Annotated in this window: 12 protein-coding genes; 5 read left to right on the top strand and 7 right to left on the bottom strand. The window is 72.5% G+C overall.

Features of this window, described 5'->3' with window-relative positions:
- Nucleotides 1-6 precede the first annotated feature (6 nt).
- The 4 genes from FHY03_RS02490 to FHY03_RS02475 form a co-directional block, all read right to left on the bottom strand.
- The gene (locus tag FHY03_RS02490; RefSeq protein WP_183921683.1) at nucleotides 7-297 is read right to left on the bottom strand and encodes a hypothetical protein; all 291 of its coding nucleotides are present in this window, start codon (nucleotides 295-297) and stop codon (nucleotides 7-9) included.
- A gap of 136 nt (nucleotides 298-433) precedes the next feature.
- Nucleotides 434-1327 (bottom strand): DUF535 family protein, encoded by an 894-nt coding sequence (locus FHY03_RS02485; protein ID WP_183928532.1) that lies wholly within the window; start codon nucleotides 1325-1327, stop codon nucleotides 434-436.
- A 183-nt stretch (nucleotides 1328-1510) separates the two neighbouring features.
- Nucleotides 1511-1954 (bottom strand): BLUF domain-containing protein, encoded by a 444-nt coding sequence (locus FHY03_RS02480; RefSeq protein WP_183928530.1) that lies wholly within the window; start codon nucleotides 1952-1954, stop codon nucleotides 1511-1513.
- 88 nt (nucleotides 1955-2042) lie between these two features.
- Nucleotides 2043-5378, bottom strand: a complete 3336-nt coding sequence (locus FHY03_RS02475; RefSeq protein ID WP_183928528.1) for an error-prone DNA polymerase — start codon at nucleotides 5376-5378, stop codon at nucleotides 2043-2045.
- Nucleotides 5379-5419: 41 nt separating this feature from the next.
- Here FHY03_RS02475 and FHY03_RS02470 point away from each other — a divergent pair, with 41 nt between their 5' ends.
- On the top strand, nucleotides 5420-5707 hold the full coding sequence (locus FHY03_RS02470) for a type II toxin-antitoxin system Phd/YefM family antitoxin (RefSeq protein WP_183921678.1): 288 nt from the start codon (nucleotides 5420-5422) through the stop codon (nucleotides 5705-5707).
- Nucleotides 5704-6108 (top strand): type II toxin-antitoxin system VapC family toxin, encoded by a 405-nt coding sequence (locus FHY03_RS02465; protein WP_183928526.1) that lies wholly within the window; start codon nucleotides 5704-5706, stop codon nucleotides 6106-6108. Before FHY03_RS02470 ends, FHY03_RS02465 begins: the two co-directional genes overlap by 4 nt.
- Before the next feature lie 533 nt (nucleotides 6109-6641).
- Here FHY03_RS02465 and FHY03_RS20890 read toward each other — a convergent pair.
- The 3 genes from FHY03_RS20890 to FHY03_RS02450 form a co-directional block, all read right to left on the bottom strand.
- Nucleotides 6642-9392: a hypothetical protein gene (locus FHY03_RS20890; protein WP_260158618.1), complete on the bottom strand. Its 2751-nt coding sequence runs from the start codon at nucleotides 9390-9392 to the stop codon at nucleotides 6642-6644.
- Nucleotides 9307-10056, bottom strand: a complete 750-nt coding sequence (locus FHY03_RS02455; RefSeq protein WP_311721288.1) for a protein ImuA — start codon at nucleotides 10054-10056, stop codon at nucleotides 9307-9309. The genes FHY03_RS20890 and FHY03_RS02455 overlap by 86 nt, the downstream gene beginning before the upstream one ends.
- Before the next feature lie 68 nt (nucleotides 10057-10124).
- Nucleotides 10125-12629: a TonB-dependent siderophore receptor gene (locus FHY03_RS02450; protein WP_183928524.1), complete on the bottom strand. Its 2505-nt coding sequence runs from the start codon at nucleotides 12627-12629 to the stop codon at nucleotides 10125-10127.
- A 21-nt stretch (nucleotides 12630-12650) separates the two neighbouring features.
- Here FHY03_RS02450 and FHY03_RS02445 point away from each other — a divergent pair, with 21 nt between their 5' ends.
- The 3 genes from FHY03_RS02445 to FHY03_RS02435 all read left to right on the top strand — a co-directional run bounded on the left by FHY03_RS02445 (nucleotide 12651) and on the right by FHY03_RS02435 (nucleotide 16606).
- A complete protein-coding gene (locus FHY03_RS02445; protein ID WP_183928522.1) occupies nucleotides 12651-14030 on the top strand; it encodes an APC family permease in 1380 nt (459 codons plus the stop codon).
- Between the two features lie 89 nt (nucleotides 14031-14119).
- Nucleotides 14120-15397, top strand: coding sequence for a 3-methyl-2-oxobutanoate dehydrogenase (2-methylpropanoyl-transferring) subunit alpha (locus FHY03_RS02440; protein WP_260158617.1), 1278 nt, complete (start codon nucleotides 14120-14122; stop codon nucleotides 15395-15397).
- 204 nt (nucleotides 15398-15601) lie between these two features.
- Nucleotides 15602-16606 carry an alpha-ketoacid dehydrogenase subunit beta gene (locus FHY03_RS02435; RefSeq protein ID WP_183922030.1) on the top strand — a complete coding sequence of 335 codons (1005 nt, stop codon included), beginning with the start codon at nucleotides 15602-15604 and terminating at the stop codon, nucleotides 16604-16606.

Genomic DNA, 16606 nt, shown 5'->3' with positions numbered 1-16606 from the left:
TCTGCCTCAACCCGCGGTCCCGCAGGGCCATTCGACGAGGACCCGGCCGTTCGGGAACGTGGTGATACAACCGCAGTCGCTGCCGTCGCAGATCAGCTCGACCGTCTGGAGCCGGCGCTCGCCGCGCTTCACCGTCTTGGCCTCGAACTTGAGCGCATCCTCGGGCACTTCGCCGAGCCCGACGGCGCCGCGAAAGATCGTGGCCAACTCGTCGAGCCGCTCCTTGATCTCGCTCGATAGGCGCGTGACGCGCGCGGATTCGGACTCGTCGAGCTCGTGTTGACGCTGTTCTGTCATGATCGCCTCCAGTGTTGACGCTGGAACGGGCGAGACGCTGCGCTTTCTTGTTGACTGAGTCAATCGGGCAAGTCGGCTGGGTGCGCGGGTAAACCTTACACTATACTGTGCCACCACAGTTGAATGCGGTACTTTTCTACAAAGGTGCCGCGACGAGATCCATTCGCCCCGTCGCCGCCGCGAGTGCGGCGAGCATCTCGGCGCGCAGCGCGGCGCGCATCCGGCGTCGGCGCCGCGTGCGCGAGCGGTGCTTGCCCGAGACCTCGCCCTCCTCCGGTTCCTCGCGGCGTGGGTCGACCAGGAAGAAGTCGGCGGCGGTGCGCTCGCCGTCGAGCTTGGCCCAGAGCTCGTCATAGTCGAGCGAGCTCGACCGTCCGTCCACGACATAGCCGGCCGCCACCTGGGTCCGGTTCGACGGGCCGGCCAGCAGCGCGGCGCCGAGCGCCTCTGCCAGCGTCGCCGCGGCGAGCAGCAGCAGCGTCGGTGCGGCGATCTCGCCGTTGGCGCGCGCGGCGTAGCGCAGCTCCTCGCGCACCTGATAGCCGCCCTGCAGCCCGCCGACGAGCAGCACCGGCACGTCCGCGGCGCCGACCAGCGCGCCGCTCACCAGCGCGAAGGTCAGCGTGAACAGCCGCTGCCCGTCGAGCAGGAAGGCGAGCTCCACCTCGCCTTCCATCGGCGCCAGTCGCGCGGGGGTGAGCAGCACCGCGTGGTGGCGGCCCTCCTCATCGTGCCGCTCCCACAGCGTGAACGGCGCCCGCCACAGCGTGGCGCCGTGTGCCGCGGCGTGGCGGCCGACGAAGTCATGGTGGTGGATCAGCGCGGCGAGCCGCTGGCGGCGGCTGAGCGGGGTGGCAAGATAGGCGCCGACATATTTGAACGACCCATGACGCGCGCCGGCGTCCTTGGACGCGGCGACGCCGGCGCGACGCGCGCGCGACATGGCGCGTCGCAGCCGCACCTGTTCGACCGGGTGTCGCAGCAGGCCGAGCAGCTGGCGCGCGCGTCGCGACGGCTTAAGTGCCAGCATGCGTGCCTCGACGATCGGAGCCCGTGCTCATCCGTTCTGTTGTCCTGCGTCCCGGCTGCGATCGCGTCCGCAGCGGCCAGGGGCCGGGATCGCGCCGCCGGGCGATGTTGTAAAGCAACGGAAAGTTCAAGCTAAATTGCTGTGGGTTGGGACGGTCGCCGCGAAGCGGCACGATCCGCCGTCTCAGCGCGGGACAAAGCCGCGGCGGCGCTCTCCGCGCCCGATCACCGCGAAGCCGATGAAGGCGGCGAGCAGGCCGGGGTCCTCGACCCCCGCGAGCGCGCGCTTGACCGTCGTGAGAAAGTCGGCCGCGGCGGGGATGTCGTCGACGCGGCGATAGTCCATCGCCCACTCGCCAAACTGCCGCGCGGCGACGGGACCATCGCTGACATAGCCGATCGCGTGGTGGCGCGGGTCGCGCGCGATGCGTACCATCAGCGCGCGCAACGCGGCCCCTTCGCCCTCGATCGCCTGGATGAAGCGCGTCCCGTCGTGGAGCAGCAGGCCGGTGATGCCGGCGCCGCGGTTGCGCTCGGCCGCGGCACGGCACAGCGCCGCCGCCGCGTCGTCGGAGAGCGGCGCAGTGGCGCGGATGATATAGACGATCTGGTGCAGGGCAGCGGCCATAAGCGGGTCGTCCGAGAGAGTGGGCGGCGCGCGTCGGCCATCGGCACGATGACGCTAAATGCTTGTCGAAGATTGTAGATAGTTGCGGTCAGTGAAAGTCGTGGCTGGCGATCGGGATCACGTCGTCGCGCCGCTCGCGGAAGTGATAGTCGGAGCGCGGGCGCGGCTGCCAGCCCTTGTCGCCGCGGTCGGGCGCGCCGGGGTAGGTGGCGCCGTCGCCGCGCGCCACCAGCCGCGGCAGGTCGACGTCGCCGACCGAGCGCAGCATCGCGGTGAGATCGGTGACCCGGTCGACGATGACGTGGATCACCGCGCCTTCCTGCTGCACGCACCCCTTCAGGCTGACCATCGCCGACGACATCACGGTGCGGCGCTGCGCCTCGAAGCGATCGGGCCAGAGGATGCCGTTGGCGACCCCGGTCTCGTCCTCGATCGTGATGAAGAGCACGCCCTTGGCCGAGCCGGGGCGCTGGCGCACCAGGATGATGCCGGCGACCTCGACCATCTTGCCATGCTTGCCGGCGAGATCGCCGCAGCGAGTCACCCGCGCGTCGTCGAGCCGCGGGCGCAGGAACTCGAGCGGGTGCGCGCGCAGCGACATCTGCGTGGCGCGATAATCCTCCACCACCTCGCGCCCCTGGGTGAGCTTGGCGAGCGTCACCGGCTCCTCGCGGCGCTCGATCCCGGCGAGCAGCGGCAGCGGCGTCTCGCCCAGCCCGCGGATCGCCCAGAGCGCCTGGCGCCGGTCGAGCCCAAGCGCGTGAAAGGCGTCCGCGCGCGCCAGTTTCTCGAGCGTCGCCAGCGGCACGCCCGAGCGGCGCCACAGGTCCTCGACCGAGCGGAACGGCGCGTGGGCGCGCGCGGTGAGGATCCGCCCGGCGTCCTCGCCGGACAGGCCGTGGATCACGCGCAGGCCGAGCCGCAGCGGGGCGAACCGAAGCGGAGATGAGGAGGGTTCAATCTTACCCGCGTCGCTAGCCTCAGCCCCACGCCGCACGCTCAACCCGCGCGCCGCCAGCGACTCCCCCCTCTCCACCAGCGCGGTGTCCCACTCGCTCTCCAGCACGCAGGGCGGGCGCACCTCCACGCCGTGCGCGCGTGCGTCGCGGACGATCTGCGCGGGGGCGTAGAATCCCATCGGCTGCGCGTTGAGCAGCGCCGCGCAGAACACGTCGGGGTGGTGGCATTTCATCCACGACGAGGCGTAGGCGATCTTGGCGAAGCTGGCGGCGTGGCTCTCGGGGAAGCCGTAGCTGCCGAAGCCCTCGATCTGCGCCACCAGCCGCTCGGCGAAGGCCTCGCTGATGCCGTTGCCGCGCATCCCTGCGATCAGCCGCTCGCGGAAGCGCCCGACCCCGCCGGTCAGCTTGAAGGTCGCCATCGCGCGGCGCAGCTCGTCGGCCTCGCCGGGTGTGAAGCCGCCGGCGATGATCGCGACCTGCATCGCCTGCTCCTGGAACAAGGGCACGCCCAGCGTCTTCTCCAGCACCGCGCGCAGCGCCTCATTGGGATATTCCACCGTCTCGCGGCCCTCGCGGCGCTTGAGATAGGGGTGGACCATGTTGCCCTGGATCGGCCCCGGCCGCACGATCGCGACCTGGATGGCGATGTCGTAGAAGGTCTTCGGCTTCATCCGCGGCAGCATGCTCATCTGTGCGCGGCTCTCGATCTGGAATACGCCGAGCGTGTCGGCCTGCTGGATCATCCGGTAGGTCGCCGGATCGTCGCCCTGCAACGGCGCGCTGGCAAGGTCCATGTCGACGTTCTTGTGCGCGGCGAGCAGGTCGAAGGCGCGGCGCATGCAGCCCAGCATGCCGAGCCCGAGAATGTCGACCTTCATGAAGCCGAGCTCCTCGATGTCGGCCTTCTCCCACTCGATCACGCGGCGGTCCACCATCGCGGCGGGCTCGATCGGGACGAGCTGGTGGAGCGGGTCGCGCGTCAGCACGAAGCCGCCGGGGTGTTGCGACAGGTGGCGCGGCGTGCCGATCAGCTGCTTGGCGAGATCGAGCGCGAGCGCCAGCCGCGGCTCGGCGGCGTCGAGGTGGAGCGCCGCGACATGCTCGGTCGGCACGCCCTCGTTCGACCAGCCCCAGACCTGGCTGGCGAGTGCGCCGGTCATGTCCTCGGGCAGGCCGAGCACCTTGCCCACCTCGCGGATCGCGCCGCGGGTGCGAAAGCGGCTGACCACCGCGGTCAGCGCGGCATGGTCGTGGCCGTAGCTCTCGTAGATCCACTGGATCACTTCCTCGCGCCGCTCGTGCTCGAAATCGATGTCGATGTCGGGCGGCTCGCTGCGCTCCTCCGAGATGAAGCGCTCGAATAGCAATTGGTGCTTGATCGGGTCGATCGAGGTGATGCCGAGCACGTAGCAGATGATCGAATTGGCCGCGCTGCCGCGCCCCTGGCACAGGATCTGCTGCCCGCGCGCGAAGCTGACGATCGAGTTGACCGTGAGGAAATAGGGCGCGTAGCTCATCCGCTCGACCAGCGTCAGCTCGTGCTCGAGCTGCTCGGCGTAGCGCGCCGGGGGCGTGCCCTCGAACAGGCGCGCCAGCGCGTCGCGCGAGAGGCGGGCGAGTGCTTCCTGCGCGCTGCGCCCGCTCATCACCAGCTCGTCGGGATATTGGTATTGCAGCTCGCGCAGCGAGAAGGTGCAGCGCTCGACGATCGCCGCCGCGGCGGCGATCGCCTCGGGCCGGTCGCGGAACAGCCGCGCCATCGCGCCCGGCGGCTTGAGGTGGCGGTCGGCGCTGCGCTCGCGGCGGAGGCCGAGTTCGTCGATCGTGCACTTCTCGCGGATCGCGGTGACGACGTCCTGGAGCATGCGCTGCTCGGGTGCGTGGTACAGCACGTCGCCGCTGGCGAGCGGAGTCAGCCCGTGCGCGCGCGCTGCCTCGCTCAGCCGGTGCAGTCGCAGCTGCTCGCCGGGGCGGCGGTAATGGGTGAGGCAGACGTGGCCGGCGTCGCCGAACAGGTCGGCCATCCAGCGCATCGGCTCGGGGTCGGGCGCGTGGCCCGGGACCAGCGCGGCGACCAGCCCCTTGGCGTGCGCGGCGACGTCCTCCCAGTGGAGGAAGCAGCGCCCCTTCTCGCCGCGTTGCGCGTCGGCGCGCGCCTTGCCGCGGCTGAGCAGCTCGGTCAGCCGCGACCAGCCGGCGCGGTCCTCGGGCCAGACCAGCAGCGAGGCGCCGTCGACCAGGTCGAGCCGGCAGCCCGGGATCGAGCGCACCTCGAGCCCGCTGTCGCGGCGCACCTGGTCGCAGGCGTAGAGCGCTCGCACCACGCCCGCGACCGAGTTGCGGTCGACCACGCCCAGCGCGGGCATCCCCATCGCCGCCGCGGTGGCGACGAGCTGCTCGCACGACGAGGCGCCGCGCAGGAACGAGAAATGCGTGGTGACCTGGAGCTCGCTGTACGTCACGGGTCGAACCGACTAGATGAGATGGTCAGTTGGAGGCGCGGATGGGCAAGGTCGTCGGCATCACCGAGTTCAAGGCGCGCTGCCTCGCGCTGCTGGGCGAGATGGAGCGCAGCGGCGAGCCGCTGACGATCACGCGGCGCGGTCGCCCCGCGCTGACGCTCACCGCGCGCGAGCTGCGCGCCGACGATGCCGGGCCGTTCGGCGCGATGCGGGGCACGGTGGCGGTTCACGGCGACATCGTCGCGCCGCTCGAGCCGGACGACGGCGCGCGTGACGCGGCGTGGGACTCGCTCGGCTTCGCGGCGCGCGCCGACACGCCGCCGCGGTGATCCTGCTCGACACGCATGTCGTGATCTGGGCGGTCGACGACTCGCCGCGGCTGGGCGCGCGCGCCCGCGCGTCGATCGCGGGGGATGACGACCGTCGCGTCTCGGCGATGGTGGCGTGGGAGATCGCGATGCTCGTCGATCGCGGCCGGCTGGTGCTCGCCCTGCCGCTCGACACATGGGTCGAGCGCAGCCTCGCGAGCCTCGCGGCGCGTGACGTGCCCGTGTCGCGCGCGATCGCGCTGGAGGCGGGGCGGCTCGGCAACGGCCTCCACGGCGACCCATGCGACCGGCTGATGGTGGCGACCGCGCGCGCGCTCGACGCCGCGCTGATCACGGCGGACGAGCATATCCTGCGCTATGCCGCGGCGGGGCATGTCCGTGCGATCGACGCGCGGGGGTGAGGGGGTAGAGGTGACGTTCGGGGGGAGTCGCTGAGAGTCGTAGCAGTGCCAGGCGTTGCCGCCCGGTACAGCAGTGATGGAAGCGATACGGCGACCACACCCGCTACCGTCGCCCCGGCGGAAGCCGGGGCCCAGGTGGAGGACGCCGGTGAGTCTCACGAAAGCCTTCCCAACTGCTCCCCGGCCTCCGCCGGGGCGACGCGAGAGGAGGGCGGCGGCGCGTAGGTCGCCGGTGTAATCGAGTGGAGGAGGGAGGGGATCGTCTCCCACCATCATGCTCCTGTGTCGGCAGGAACACAGACCCGCGCGGCGCATCGTCCGCCGCATGCGAGCCCACCCGACGGTACCTTCCGCCGTGTTCCCGCGTACGCGGGAACCCAGGGCCAAGCGGCACGCCGTCCACCAACTGCGGGCACAGTCGTCGGCGCTCGATACCCTAGGCTCCTGCGTGCGCGGGAGCACCGCGGCGAAGAGTCGGCCGCCGACGCCGTCGCACCACGGCCTACCCCGCACCGGCGGGAGGCAACGCCCGCTCACCCGAACGTCCCGTGCATGTACCAGGTCAGGTCGCCGGTCGCGCCGCGCTCGCCGTCGCCGCGGCGGAACAACCAGTAGCGCCGGCCCGCCTCGTCCTCGACCTGGTAATAGTCGCGCACCGCGTCGCGCTCGCCGCGGCGGCGCCACCACTCGCCCGCGATCCGCTCGGGCCCGTCGCCGCACACCACGACATGCGACTCGCCGCGCCAGGTGAAGCGCTTGGGTGGCTGGTCGGGTAGCTCGGCCAGGACATGGTCGAGCGGCTCGGGGCGGCGCAGCAGCCGCGTCGGGCGCGGCCAGCGCGGGTGCCACGGATGGTCCGCGTCGCGCGTGTCGAGCCGGCGCACGTCGTCGCGGCGCAGCGTCGGCGCGGCGCGCTCGGGCGGGTCGAGCGGCGCGGCACCCGCCACCGAGCGCTCGGGCACGTCGCTCTCCACCGCGCGCGCGCGCCACAGCCGCGCCGCGCCGATGCGGTTGACGATCGCGTCCACCAGGGGCGCCAGGTCGGGGCGCTCGCCCTCGGCAAGGTCGCCGTCGAGATACTCGGGCGCGAGCGGGTCGGCGCGCTGGACGTGGAGCGTCAGCGCCTCGATCCCGAAGCCGGGGTCGATCCGCTCGACGCGGCGCAGCAGCAGCCGGCGCAGGTGATCGCGCGCGCGCGTCGGCCGCGCGAAGCCGACCCGCAGCGTCTGCACCGCGGCGTCGACCCGCGTGGCGGCGAGCAGCAGCTGGCGCGCGCCGCGCCCCGCGCGCGCCAGCTCGGCGGCGAGCCGGTCGACCAATTGCCCGATCCAGTGCGCGATCGGCTCGGCGGTGAGCAGCGGCTCGGCGAAGCGCTGCTCCACCGTGATCGCCACCGGCGGCACCACCGGGGCGAGCGGCTCGGGCGCGCGCCCGCTCGCCTGGTCGAGCCGCTGTGCCAGCGCGGTGCCGAAGCGGCGCGCCAGCGGCGCGCGCGGCAGCGCGGCGAGCTGGCCGACGGTGTCGACGCCGAGCCGGCGCAGCAGCTCGAGCGCGCGCTCGTCGACGCGGAGCGACGCCACCGGCAGCGGCGCGAGCGCGTCGAGCGTCGCGCCCGGCGGCAGGATCGTCACGCCGCCCTGCTCGGGCTCGGCATGGTGCGCGCAGGCCCAGGCGGCGCCCGCGGTATCGGCGATCGCGACGCGCGCGGTGATTCCGAGCCGCGCGAGTAGCCGCACCAGCCGCCGCGCCAGCCGTGACTCGCCGCCGTGGAGATGCGCCACGCCGGTGAGGTCGAGCAGCAGCGACTGCGAGTCCTCGATCGCCACCACCGGCGTCCAGCGCCGCGCCAGCGCGACCGCGAGCCGATGCAGCGCGCGCTGGTCGCCCTCCGGGTCGGCGTCGCGCACGACGATCTCGGGGGTAGCGGCGCGCACCTGCGTCAGCGCCATGCCGGGCTCGACCCCGATCGCGCGCGCCGCGGCGGAGGCGGCGGCGATCTCGACCCGGCTGCCCACCTTCTGGACGGTGACGAGCGGCGGCGCGATGTCGTATGCGGGGCCGGGAGGGGCGGCCGCGGCGGGGTCGCGGCAGACGCGCGCGACCGTGCCCGCGGTGGTGCGGCCGGTGTCGAAGAAGGCGGCGACCTCCTTCACCGCGGCGCCGGGGTCGTTCGAGCCGGGTCGGCGCTCCTTGGCGGCGGTCTTGTCCGGGTGCGGCCCGTCGCCGGGATAGCGGATCGCGGGCATCGCGTTCCACGCGCCGCTCAGCGCGGGGGAGACGTGGGAGACGCGCGAGGCGGGGTGGGGCGCGGGTACGGCGGGGGTGTCTGAGATGGAAGCCGCAGGACCGTCAATTGCGGTGGAGACGTGCGCCACGAGGCGGACGGTGGGGTTCGCACCCTCTCGCGCTTTGCCGTCATCCCGGACCTGTTCCGGGATCCAGTTTTCCGCGCCCGCCTCGGCCGCTGAAGGCGCGGGACCGTGGATACTGGGAAACGTCCGGGATGACGGAGCGAAGGAGGGCGAGGGGCGCGCCTCGTCACCGCGGCCCTGCGCGGAGAGCCGTCGTCCCGCGCGAGTCGCCGCCGGTTCGCTCGCGGCACCCTGGATCCCGGAACACGTCCGGGACGACGAGGCGAAAGAGGGTAAGGGGCGCGCGTCGTCACCCCGACCTTGCGCCGCGGTCCATCGTGCCGCGGGCACCGGGGTGGGTTGGCTCGCGGTACCCTGGGCTCTGTCTGACGGCGACAAGGGGGGTGACGGTCGCGCCCCGGCCGCACTGCTGCCGCGCTCGCGCTGGCGTGAGGTCGGCCGCACGCCCTCGCCGCAGGTGCGCACCGGCGCCATCACCGGCTCGGGCCAGCCGCTCGACTTGCCCCCATCGTCGCCGGGCAGCCGCTTGAACGGATGCTCCGCCGCCTCGCTGCGGCGGCCCATCTCGCGCATCGGCGGGCGCTGGTGCGGCGCGATCGCGGCGACGCGGCGCGCGACGTCGGCACGCGTCTCGCCCGCCCAGCACGCCCCCGCGCCGCCGGTCGCCTCGTCGACGCCGCGCAGCGGGCCGGGCAGATAGCCGCCGTCGTCGCGCGCCCAGCGCGCGCCCGGGCGCCAGCCGGTGTTGCGCGGCGCGTCGCACTGTTTGCCGCCCTGCTCGGCGTCACCCGCCGCCTTCAGCGCGGCGAGGTCGAGCGCCACGCGCTCAGGCGGCGGCGCGAGCGCCGGCTCTGCCCGCCGCAGCCGGTCGATCGACCAGTCGGGCAGGTAGAGCGATGCGACCCGTCTCATCGCATGCCTCCACGATTGTCTGAAAAGATTCGCCGTTGCGTTGCCGCACCAGCGCGAGATCCCAGCGCGCGCGCCCGACGCCCGCCACCGGCAGCGGCGCCGAGGGGGCGGAGCCGACGCGCCAGCGCGTCACCGCCGCGGACGGCACCGCGAGCGGGTCAGCGCCCTCGCGCGCGTGGCGCTTGAGCAGCAGGGCGATGGTGCGCCCGCCCTCGGCGGCAAGCTGGAGCCGCCGCGTCGAGGCCATCGCCGCGCGGCGCGTCTCGCCGATCACCGCGCCGAGCGCGCGGTGGCGCAGGCCTTCCTCCATCAGCGCGAGCACCTCGGCGTCGTCGCTCGCCTCGGCGTATAGCACGCGATCGGGCGCGAGACCCGACTGGTAGAGGCCGGGCGCGAACAGGTCGCGCCGCCGCACCACCCACAGGACCGGTCCCCAGGCGCGCGCGGCGACGCCGGCGAGGAAGAGCGTGGCCGAGGCGTCGTCGCCCATCGCGGGGGTGGCGGCGGCGACCTCGTGCAGCGCGTCGAGCCGCAGCCCGCCGTTGGCGAGCCGCTCGTCGACCGCGGGCACGCCGAACGGCAGTACCGGGCGACGGCGATGGCCGTCGCCCTCGATCGCGCTGAGCGTATCGCGCAGGGACTGGAGGACGCTCGACTCGGACACAGGTGACGACTCGCTGGTGGAGCGTCGTTCTTACTTTGTTCTAATGGGTTGAGTCGAGTCCGTGATGCTCAGAAGGCGATTCGTCCCCGCGCGTACAGATAACGCCCGTTGACCCCGATCGGCGAGAGCGGATCGTAGGCGAGATTGCCCGCACCGTTGATCGCGTCGCCGGACGGCGCCGGATAGGCGTCGGCGAGATTGATCCCGCCGACCGCGAGGCGCAGCCGTGGCGACAGCGAGAAGGACCATTCCGCGTCGAGCGACCAGCGCGCGGCGAACCGCTGCGACGGCGTGTCCCCCGCACCGAAATCGAACTGGTGGGTGACCGCGCCGAAGCGCGTCGCGCGGAGCATCGCCGACCATGGTTCGCGGCCCAGCTCGGCACCGAGGATCAGCTTGTCACGCGGCGCCGCGCCGTCGAGCGTGTTCGCCTCCTCCAGCCCGACCAACGCACCGCTGATCCCGTGCGCGGCGAGCTGCGGCGGCGGCGCCGCGACGCGTCGGATCGCACTGGCGGCATAGCTGTAGCCGGCAGACAGCGTGAGCCGTGCCGCGCCAAGCGCCAACCGCTGCTCGCCCGTCGCCTCGATCCCGCGGGTGCGCAGATCCACCGCATTGGTGAAGAAGTTGATCGCGTCGTACCGCTCCAGCCCGAGCGCCGCGCGCGCGGCTTCGTCCAGCGCGGTGAGATCGAACCGCTCGGACAAGGTGAGCCGGCGCCGCACCTGGATCTGGAAGAGGTCGAGCGTCAGTCGCAGCCCCCCCGCAGGGGCGGCGACGATCCCGCCGGACAGGTTGAGACTGCGCTCCGCCCGCAGCGGCGCCGCGCCGAGCGCCCGCGCCGCCGGACTGTCCACCGCCAGCGTCGCGATGCGGCGAAGCTGTCCGCCCGCGCCGAAGCCGAGCGTGGTGGAGGACAGGCCGCGCTGCGCCAGCGCGGGCGCCCGGAAGCTGTTCGAGACCGAGCCGCGCAGCGCGACCCCGTGCCCCAGCGCGGCGCGCCACGCCGCTTTGCCGGCGAGCGCGGCACCCGCGTCGCTATACCGTTCCGCGCGCGCCGCCAGGTCGACCGTGATCCCCGGCAGCGGCTCGGTGCTGGTCTCGACATAGCCCGCCGCCACCGACCGCGCGACGCGGCGCGCGTCCTCGGGCGTTAGGCCGGGGCCGGCCTGTGCGCCGGGCTGAAGCCCGAGCATAGCGGGATCGGCGAGCGGCCCGACGGCATAGGAGGCAGGGTCGCCCGGCCCGGCGCGCCAGCGCTCTTGCCGCAGCTCGATCCCGCCCGAGACCGTCAGCGGCACGGCCAGCCCGACCTCATAGTCGCGGGTGAGATCGAGGTCGCCGACCAGCTGGTCCGAGCGCAGCGAGGTGAGATGGAAGCGCGTGGGGCTCGCCGCGCCGAGCGAGTAATTGACGCTCTCGCGCAGGTCATCGTCGATCGCGTTGGCGCCATAGGTGACGCTCCCGTCCACCCGCCACCCGCCGACGGCGCCGCGCAGCCCGAGCGTGCCCGAGCCGTCCCGGTCGTGTATCACCGACACCGGGCGGAAGCCGGCGGTGCCACCCGGCTGCGCGACCGGCAGATAATCGTCGCCGTCGCCGTCGACGATGACGGGCCAGCGGAAGAAGTTGCTCCCCAGTGCCCGCCGCACCTGCGCGATGCCGAAGCCGTAGAGCGTGAGCCCCGGCGCGACCGACGTCTCCGCATTGTACCACAGGTGGAAGCCCGAGGCGGCGGGGTCGCCCAGCTTGAACAGCCGCCGGCCGAGCAGGCGCGTGTTGCGCGGATCGGTCGCGCTGCCGTTCGACAGATAGTAGCCGCCGCGATCGTACCCGGCGCGGTCGGTGCCCTGCTGGTGCGACCAGTCGCCGCCCACCGTCAGGAAGCCGTCGCCGAGCCCGGTGCCGAGTTCCAGCGCGGCCTGGACCGTCGCGCCGTCACGCAGCCGCCGGCCGATCGCGCCGGGTGCGGTGAGATTGCTGCCATAGCTCAGATCGGCGATCGCGCCGCTGGCCCGCCGGTCGAGCCCCAGATCGATCACGCCGGCGATCGCGTCGGAGCCATATTGCGCACCCGCCCCGTCGCGCAGCACGTCGACGCGTGCGATCGCGCCGGTGGGCAGCGTGGCGAGATCGACCGGGGCGGTGCCGCGACCGATCGTGGAGTCGAGCGCCAGCGTCGACGTGGTATGATAGCGTTTGCCGTTGACGAGGACGAGCAGCTGGTCGGGCGACAGGCCGCGCAGCTGCGCCGCGCGTACCGCGTCGCCGACCCCGGAATTCGACTGGCGCGGGAAGTTGACGCTCGGCACCAGCTGCTCGAGCGCCTGTCCGAGATCCCCCGCCGGGCTCGCCTGACGGATCGTGTCGCCGCCGATCACGTCCACGGGCACCGCACTCTCCGCCACGCTGCGCGGCGCACCGCGGGCGGCGATCACGGTGACGTCCGCTGGCGCGTCGATGTTCGCGAAGGTCGCGGTCTGCGCCGCGGCGGGACTGCTCGCCAGCAGCACGAACGCAGTGCCGCCGATCCACTCCATTCCCACCAGGGCCGTGCCGCGCGCTCTCGTCATCTCCCATCCTATGAGGGGATGATGACCGAGCCAGCGGGAACACCGGAAAAATACGAGCGGGCCGACGCCCCGGGCACGGGCGTTCGGGCACGCCATGCGCCCGGGCCGTGGCAGGCCGGGGCGGTGGTGGTCGGGATGGTGGTGGGCGCGGGCATCTTCCGCTCTGCGGCGGCGGTCGGTGCCGCGCTCGGCAGCGCGCCCGCGATATATGCCGCGTGGCTGGCGGGCGGGATGGTCGCGCTCGCCGGCGCGCTCTGCTACGCCGAGCTCAGCACCGCTTTCCCGCACGAAGGCGGCGACTATCGCTTCCTCAAGGAAGCCTTTGGCGACACGATCGCCTTCCTGTTCGGCTGGTCGCGTTTCACGGTAATCTTCACCGCCTCGGCGGCGATGCTCGCGTTCGTGAGCACCGACTATCTCGCCGCGCTGGTGCCGATGGGATCCATTGCGCGGGCGGCGGTCGCGGTGGCGGCGGTGCTGCTGCTGGGGCTGCTCAATCTGCGCGGGCTGGCGACGAGCGTGCGCGGCGAGGTGGTGCTCGTCGCGCTCGTCATCATCGCGCTGCTCGCACTGGGCGGGGCGGGGGTGTGGCTGCGCGGCGTCGATGCTCCCGCACCGGGGACGATGCCGCGCCCGGGCGGCGTCGGCACCGCGATGATCTACGTGATGCTCGCTTACGGCGGCTTCAACGACGCAGCGACGCTCTCGGCCGAGGTGCGGCGCCCGCGCGACATCACCTATGCGCTGGTCGGCGGCATGGCGGCGGTGACCGCACTCTACCTGATCGCCAACTGGGCTTACCTGACCGTACTCGGACCTGCCGGGCTGGCCACCAGCGCCGCGCCCGCGGCGGCGGTGATGCGCCGCGCGCTCGGACCGGCCGGCGAGATCGCGATGGTAGCGGCGGTGGTGGTGGCGACCGCGGCGATCCTCAACGCATTGTTCCTGGTGGGCGGGCGCACGCTCACCGCGCTCGCGGGCGACACGCCGGCACTCGCGCGGCTGGGGCGGTGGGACAGCGCGCGCGGGGTCGCGCCGGCGGCGGTGCGGTGCCAGGTCGCGCTCACGCTGCCGCTGATCCTGTGGGGCGCCAGCACGCCCGCGGGCTTCGCGGCCATGGTCGACTATATGGCGCCGGTCTACTGGCTGTTCCTGACGCTGAGCGGCGCCGCGCTGCCGATCCTGCGCGTCCGCCGCGCCAGCGTGCCGCGGCCGTACCGCGCGCCGCTCGCACCGCTGCTGTCGATGGTCTTCACCGCCGCGGCCGGCGCCATCTTCGTCGCGAGCATGGTGCACGTCGGCGGCACGGGACGCGCGGTGAGCGCCGGCCTCTTGGCGATCGGGATCGTGACCCGCGCGACGCTGAACCGGTTCGACGCGACAGGCGCGAGGTCCAGGTAAAGCATCAAGGGGCTTCCGCTTCGCTTGAAATATAATTACAAGCCCGACGAAGCCTCCCGGACCCAATCGGGCGGCGAGGAGAGTGGACCTTGGGCGACGCCCGCAACCTGAAGCCGCTGACGCTGCACGTCCCCGAGCCGCGCTTCCGCCCCGGCGACGCGGCCGATTTCGGCGACCTGGAGGTGCCGCCCGCGGGCGCCGCGCCGCGCCCCGACACCGCCGCGCCGCCGCGCGACTTCACCGACCTCGCCTATACGATGGTGCGCGTGCTCGACGAGCAGCACCAGGCGGTCGGGCCGTGGAACCCGCGGCTCAGCCCCGACACGCTGCGCCGCATGCTGCGCCACATGGCGACGGTGCGCGCCTTCGACGAGCGCATGTTCCGCGCGCAGCGCCAGGGCAAGACCAGCTTCTACATGAAGTCGCTCGGCGAGGAGGCGGTGGCGGTGGCCGCGGCGCACGCGCTCGACGCCGACGACATGTGCTTCCCCTCCTATCGCCAGCAGGGGCTGCTGATCGCGCGCGGCTGCCCGCTGGTCGACATGATGAACCAGATCTACTCGAACACCGGCGACAAGCTGCAGGGCAAGCAGCTGCCGATCATGTACTCGGAGAAGCGCTTCGGCTTCTTCTCGATCTCGGGCAATCTCACCACGCAATATCCCCAGGCGGTGGGCTGGGCGATGGCCTCGGCCTCCAAGGGCGACACGCGCATCGCCGCGACCTGGTGCGGCGAGGGCTCCACCGCGGAGGGCGACTTCCACTCGGCGCTGACCTTCGCCACCGTCTATCGCGCGCCGGTGATCTTCAACGTCGTGAACAACCAATGGGCGATCTCGAGCTTCTCGGGCTTCGCCGGGGCGGAGGCGACCACCTTCGCGGCGCGCGCGATCGGCTATGGCATTGCCGGGCTGCGGGTCGACGGCAACGACCCGCTCGCGGTCTATGCCGCGACACTCTGGGCGGCGGAGCGCGCGCGCACCAACGTCGGGCCGACGCTGATCGAGCATTTCACCTATCGCGCCGAGGGCCACTCCACCTCCGACGACCCGTCGCAATATCGCTCCACCGGCGAGCCGAACGCCTGGCCGCTGGGCGACCCGATCCGCCGGCTGAAGGACCATCTGGTCGCGGTCGGCGAATGGGACGAGGTGCGGCAGGAGGCGATGGACCGCGCGGTCGCCGAAGAGGTCCGCGCCGCGCAGAAGGCGGCGGAGGCGAATGGCATCCTCGGCCACGGCCTGGCGCAGCCGCTCGACTCACTGTTCGACGGCGTGTTCGAGGAGATGCCCTGGCACTTGCGCGAGCAGCGCCAGATGATGATCGACGAGGAAGCCGCGAGCGGCCGGCCGTGGGCGCGGACGTGACGATGGCACTCCCAATCCTCCCCAGAACGGGGAGGGGGACCGCCTCGCGTCAGCGTGGTGGTGGAGGGGGCTCTCCGCGGACGACAGCGCTGGTGGAGAGCCCCCTCCACCACGCCGCTTCGCGTCGCGGTCCCCCTCCCCGCGAGCGGGGAGGATTTGGATACTGACATGACCGACGCGATCGACACCCCCACCACCACCCGCATGAACATGATTCAGGCGATCAATTCGGCGATGGACGAGATGATGGCGCGCGACCCCGACGTGATCGTGATGGGGGAGGACGTCGGCTATTTCGGCGGCGTCTTCCGCGCCACCGCGGGGCTGCAGAAGAAGTACGGCAAGACCCGCGTGTTCGACACGCCGATCACCGAGATCGGCATCGTCGGCGTCGCGATCGGCATGGGCGCCTATGGCCTGCGCCCGGTGCCCGAGATCCAGTTCGCCGATTATATCTATCCCGCGCTCGACCAGCTCGTTTCCGAGGCGGCGCGGCTGCGCTATCGCTCGGCCGGCGACTTCACCGCGCCGATCACGGTGCGCTCGCCCTATGGCGGCGGCATTTTCGGCGGGCAGACGCACTCGCAGTCGCCCGAGGGCATCTTCACGCACGTCTCGGGGATCAAGACGGTGATCCCCTCGACCCCGTACGACGCCAAGGGGCTGCTGATCGCCGCGATCGAGGACAATGACCCCGTGCTCTTCCTCGAGCCCAAGCGGATCTACAACGGCCCCTTCAACGGCCATTGGGACCGCCCGGCGGAGAATTGGTCGAAGCATCCCGGCGGCGAGGTGCCGACGGGCTATTACACCGTCCCGCTCGGCCTGGCGAAGACGGTGCGCGAGGGGGATGCGGTGACGATGCTCGCCTACGGCACGATGGTGCACGTCTGCGCACAGGTGGTGGCCGACACCGGCGTCGACGCCGAGATCATCGACCTGCGCACGCTGGTCCCGCTCGACATCGAAGCGATCGAGCGTTCGGTGAGGAAGACCGGCCGCTGCATGGTGGTGCACGAGGCGACGCGCACCGGCGGCTTCGGCGCCGAGCTCGCCGCCTTGGTGCAGGAGCGCTGCTTCTACCATCTCGAGGCGCCGGTCGAGCGAGTCACCGGCTTCGACACGCCCTACCCGCACAGCCTGGAATGGGCCTATTTCCCCGGCCCGGTGCGGATCGGCCAGGCGCTCAAGAAGATTCTCAAGGACTAA

It is taken from the genome of Sphingomonas sp. BK345 (assembly GCF_014193845.1).
Taxonomy (GTDB): domain Bacteria; phylum Pseudomonadota; class Alphaproteobacteria; order Sphingomonadales; family Sphingomonadaceae; genus Sphingomonas.
This window is presented reverse-complemented; position numbering and strand designations above follow the sequence as displayed.

Bases quoted from the DNA above. Each gene is read 5' to 3' on its own strand.
- FHY03_RS02490 (WP_183921683.1), bottom strand. From the start codon at position 297: ATGACAGAACAGCGTCAACACGAGCTCGACGAGTCCGAATCCGCGCGC.
- FHY03_RS02485 (WP_183928532.1), bottom strand. From the start codon at position 1,327: ATGCTGGCACTTAAGCCGTCGCGACGCGCGCGCCAGCTGCTCGGCCTG.
- FHY03_RS02470 (WP_183921678.1), top strand. From the start codon at position 5,420: ATGGGCAAGGTCGTCGGCATCACCGAGTTCAAGGCGCGCTGCCTCGCG.
- FHY03_RS02435 (WP_183922030.1), top strand. From the start codon at position 15,602: ATGAACATGATTCAGGCGATCAATTCGGCGATGGACGAGATGATGGCG.
- FHY03_RS02480 (WP_183928530.1), bottom strand. From the start codon at position 1,954: ATGGCCGCTGCCCTGCACCAGATCGTCTATATCATCCGCGCCACTGCG.
- FHY03_RS02445 (WP_183928522.1), top strand. From the start codon at position 12,651: ATGACCGAGCCAGCGGGAACACCGGAAAAATACGAGCGGGCCGACGCC.
- FHY03_RS20890 (WP_260158618.1), bottom strand. From the start codon at position 9,392: ATGAGACGGGTCGCATCGCTCTACCTGCCCGACTGGTCGATCGACCGG.
- FHY03_RS02450 (WP_183928524.1), bottom strand. From the start codon at position 12,629: ATGACGAGAGCGCGCGGCACGGCCCTGGTGGGAATGGAGTGGATCGGC.